Source organism: Martelella sp. (genome assembly GCF_984369615.1).
Map to the genome: position 1 here is coordinate 1 of NZ_CFHTCS010000359.1, position 4,341 is coordinate 4,341.

Below are 4,341 nucleotides of genomic sequence, written 5' to 3' on the forward strand. Positions count from 1 at the left end.
ATTCCACCGGGCCGAGTTTCCGAATGTCAGCGAGGCCGGCATCACCGTCCTCGACACGGTCTACAACGTCAATTTCGATCTCGACAACCGCAAGCTTTCATCCGTCTATCTCGGACGCGGGCTCGGCGATTGCGGCCTGGCGCATTACTGGAGCCTCGAGGAGCAGGCGACGGGCAACCCGCTCGTACTCACCCATGAGCGCGCCAAGAGCGCCTGCGACGGCAAGGATGTCGGCGCCGCCAACTGGCCGGTGACCTGGCAGACGACGCTCGGGCGGCACGGAGATGCGGCGGACAAGGCCAACAAGGCCAACAAGGCCAACAAGGCCAACAAGGCCGATAACGCCGGCAACGCCTCCGAGGCGAAATAGAGCATCGGGCAAAAAAGTGGTTACCGGTTTTTCGATAACCCGATGCGCCTAAAAAAAGAGATGGATCATCGGACGGTTCAGACTAACCGCCCGATGATCCAGCATCGTCGTTCAGGGACGGTAGACCCGGAGCAACTGCCCGTTCGCCTCGTCGGTCGTCAGCAGCACCGCGCCGTCGGGGGCGATCTTCACGTCGCGCAGCCGGCCGAAGCGGTCTTCGAACAGACGGTGTTCCGCCGTCGGCTCGCCGTTGTCGTCAAGCACGACATGGGCGAGCAGCCGGTCCTTCAGCGCGGTGACGAGGAAGTCGCCGTCCCATTCGGGAAACATCTCGCCGCGATAGACGGCGATGGCGCCGGGCGCGATCGAGGGGTCCCAGTAATAGAGCGGCTGTTCCAGCCCTTCCGCATGGGTGCCCCGGCCAATCTCGGCCCCGGAATAATGCACGCCGTAGGAGATTTCCGGCCAGCCGTAATTGGCGCCGGCCTCGGGGATGTTGATCTCGTCGCCGCCGCGCGCGCCGTGCTCCACCGTATAGAGAATGCCGGTCGCGGGGTCGATGGTTATTCCCTGCGGATTGCGGTGGCCGATGGACCAGGTTTCGGCAGACGCGCCGCTTTCTCCGGCATAGGGGTTATCGTCCGGCACGCTGCCATCGGGGCGGATGCGCAGGATCGAGCCCGCATGGTCGCCGGCGTCCTGGGCGCGGTTGCGCTCGCCGCGGTCGCCGATCCCGAAATAGAGGTTGCCGTCTTCGTCAATGGCAATGCGGGAGCCGAAATGGCGGTTGGTGCCGGTAAACCGGTTCATGGCGAAAATCCGCTCGACCGTACCGAGTTGCGCTGCCGCGCGATCAAGGGTCGCGCGGAACACCGCGGTGCCCTGACCGCCTTCGCCGGAGATCGAAGCGGTGAAGTAGATCACGCGATTGTCGGCAAAATCCGGATCGAGCGCCACGTCGAGCAATCCGCCCTGACCTGCCGCGTAGACCTCCGGCAGGCCCGAGACTTCGCGTATGCCGCCCTCGGCATCGATGAGGTTCAGCCGGCCGGGCCGTTCGCTCACCACGAAGCCGCCGTCGTCAAAGGGTTCGACGGACCAGGGATGGGCAAGGCCCGAGGCGATCTCCTCAACGGCAAGCGGCGGCGTTTGGGCGCGTGCGGGCTGGGCCTGCGCCAGGGCTGCGGCAACGGCAACGAGCGCGACGGTCTTCGGAAAGGCAAAGGTCACGGGCGGCCTCCTCTGGCATGAGATGCGAACATCGTCCTCGCCATTGAGCTAGGCGCGATCCGGCGCCCGGCAAGGGGCTGGCATCACACAAGATTGTGAGTCGAAGAAGACCGGAAGACGCCGGCCCCTGTTGGAACCGAACTGCCGCGGCAGGATCAGGAGGGGAAATGGCGCGCCCGACAGGATTCGAACCTGTGACCTTTGGAATCGGAATCCAACACTCTATCCAGCTGAGCTACGGGCGCCCTTGCGTTCCCGCCTGGCGGGTTCGCATTGCCGCGTTGTTTAGCGCAGCTTTGGGCGCGCATCAATCGCAAAAAAGACAAAACGCTCGGAAAGGCCGCAGGCCCGTGCATTCGGCGGTGCGCAGGCGGCCGGAGAGCTATAGACCAAAGTAGAAGTAAGCGCTTGCTAACCTGAAGTGTCTGCCGTGAAAAAGTCATTTACGCCAGAATGTTAATGTCCATCCCGGTCGACATATAGCAGAATTGGTATATCTGCTTCGGCGTTCTCAATTTGACACCCCACGCCCCTTGCACGAGGTTCGAAACGCGATCTGCGACCCGCTCACGGCTTCGTTTCAGCCCGCCGGGAGGGCGGAAGACGCCGGGTGGTGCGCCCGGTGCGGGGGCAGACGAAACGCACGTTTCGTGAATTGGGAGAGAGAGATGAAACTCGTAGTATCTGCATTCGCCATTGCGGCAATGGCGGTGACATCCTTTGCCGTGCCGGCCTTTGCGCAGGACAAGGGCACGATCGGCATCGCCATGCCGACGAAATCGTCCGCCCGCTGGATTTCCGACGGCGAATCCATGGTCCGGCAGTTCAACGAAGCCGGTTACGCCACCGACCTTCAATATGCCGAGGACAATATTCCCAACCAGCTGTCGCAGATCGAGAACATGATCACCAAGGGCGTCGATGCCCTGGTCATCGCCTCGATCGATGGCACGACGCTGTCCAACGCGCTCGCCAATGCGGCGGCCGCCGGCATTCCCGTCGTCGCCTATGACCGCCTGATCCGGGAGAGCGGCGACGTCGACTATTACGCCACCTTCGACAACTTCCAGGTCGGCGTCCAGCAGGGCTCCAGCCTCGTCAAGGGCCTTGAGGAGCGTTTCCCGGACGAAGAGGTCTGGAATGTCGAACTGTTTGGCGGCTCGCCGGACGACAACAACGCCTATTACTTCTATGACGGCGCCATGTCGGTGCTGCAGCCGATGATCGATGACGGCAAGATCGACATCGTTTCCGGGCAGATGGGCATGAACCAGGTCGGCACGCTGCGCTGGGACGGCGCCGTTGCCCAGGCGCGCATGGATAATCTTCTGTCGGCAAACTATACCGACGAGACCATCCACGGCGTCCTGTCTCCCTATGACGGTCTTTCCATCGGCATCCTGTCTTCGCTCAAGGGCGTCGGCTACGGCTCCGGTGACCAGAAGATGCCGATCGTGACCGGCCAGGACGCCGAACTGCCCTCGATCAAGTCGATCAATATGGGCGAGCAGTACTCCACCGTTTTCAAGGACACCCGCGAGCTCGCCCGCGTCACCGTCGGCATGGTCGAGGCGCTGCTTGAAGGCGGCGAGCCGGAGATCAACGACACCAAGACCTATGACAACGGCGTGAAGGTCGTGCCCTCCTATTTGCTCGCGCCGGTTGCCGTCGACGGTTCGAACTGGGAGGAAATCCTGGTCGACCAGAGCGGCTACTACACGCTCGAGCAGATCAAGCAGTAAATCCGGACATGAAAGAAAAGGCGGGGCGCGGGCTCCGCCTTTTTCTGGTTTCCGCGGCCGTTTGCTGCTAGTTTCCGGTCGAAGCGCAAATGTGCAGGCGCAGCATGCCGGAGATTACTGATTTAAGTACGGTCTAAAGAGAAAAATAACGACAAATGACAGTATATGACGTTTGTCAAAAGAATATGTTTTGCAGCGCACAAAGTGTTTTCAATCGAATAAATTGATTTGACTAACGTGCCTCAAGATGTATCGTCACCCCCGTCCGCGATGGCCGAAACCGGCAAGTGCCGGGTGCCTTGCGGAAGGAGCCGGAAGGACGCTGAAAAGCGTTTCGACCGATGGCATTACGTTTCAAGTCGAGGTCGTGGCCGGAAGCCTTCGACCTCCAAATGGGAGAGAGACATGAAAAGCGTTATCTCGATGCTTGCTGCCGCAAGCGTGGCCGTGGCGGCGCTTGCGGCGCCGGCGATCGCGGCCGACAAGGGCTATGTCGGCATCGCCATGCCGACCAAGGGCCTTGACCGCTGGAACAAGGACGGCGCGTCCATGGTCGAGCAGTTCGAGGCCGCCGGCTACAAGACCGACCTGCAATATGCCGAAAACGAAATTCCCCAGCAGCTGTCGCAGATCGAAAACATGATCACCAAGGGCGTCACCGTTCTGGTGATCGCGGCGATCGACGGCGGCTCGCTCACCGGGCCGCTTGCCAATGCGGCGGCCGCCGACATTCCGGTGATCGCCTATGACCGGCTGATCCTCAACACGCCGGATGTCGATTATTACGCAACCTTCGACAACTACAAGGTCGGCGTCTTGCAGGGTAACAGCCTCGTGGAAGGCCTGAAGGAGCGCTTCCCCGACACAAAACCCTGGAATGTCGAGCTTTTCGGCGGTTCGCCGGATGATAACAACGCCTATTTCTTCTATAACGGCGCGATGTCCGTGCTTCAGCCGCTGATCGATTCCGGCGATATCGTGATCCCGTCGGGCCAGATG

At 61.3% G+C, this 4,341-nt stretch carries 4 protein-coding genes and 1 tRNA gene; 3 read left to right on the plus strand and 2 right to left on the minus strand.

Translation table 11 applies throughout. From position 1 onward, the window contains the following. On the plus strand, positions 1-370 hold a 370-nt coding region (locus AC5DC2_RS20125), incomplete at its 5' end, for a DUF1176 domain-containing protein (RefSeq protein WP_491699764.1). A gap of 111 nt (positions 371-481) precedes the next feature. On the opposite strand, the gene AC5DC2_RS20130 is transcribed toward AC5DC2_RS20125, so the two are convergent. After that, positions 482-1,600 (minus strand): PQQ-dependent sugar dehydrogenase, encoded by a 1,119-nt coding sequence (locus tag AC5DC2_RS20130; protein WP_491699765.1) that lies wholly within the window; start codon positions 1,598-1,600, stop codon positions 482-484. Between the two features lie 168 nt (positions 1,601-1,768). After that, positions 1,769-1,845, minus strand: a tRNA-Arg gene (locus AC5DC2_RS20135). Between the two features lie 423 nt (positions 1,846-2,268). Here AC5DC2_RS20135 and chvE point away from each other — a divergent pair. Together chvE and AC5DC2_RS20145 are read left to right on the plus strand one after the other, a co-directional pair. Then, on the plus strand, positions 2,269-3,342 hold the full coding sequence (chvE, locus tag AC5DC2_RS20140; protein WP_024708205.1) for a multiple monosaccharide ABC transporter substrate-binding protein: 1,074 nt from the start codon (positions 2,269-2,271) through the stop codon (positions 3,340-3,342). A gap of 405 nt (positions 3,343-3,747) precedes the next feature. Then, on the plus strand, positions 3,748-4,341 hold a 594-nt coding region (locus tag AC5DC2_RS20145), incomplete at its 3' end, for a substrate-binding domain-containing protein (RefSeq protein ID WP_491699766.1).

Excerpts from the sequence above, each read along its gene's own strand:
- chvE (WP_024708205.1), top strand. The coding sequence starts at position 2,269 with ATGAAACTCGTAGTATCTGCATTCGCCATTGCGGCAATGGCGGTGACA.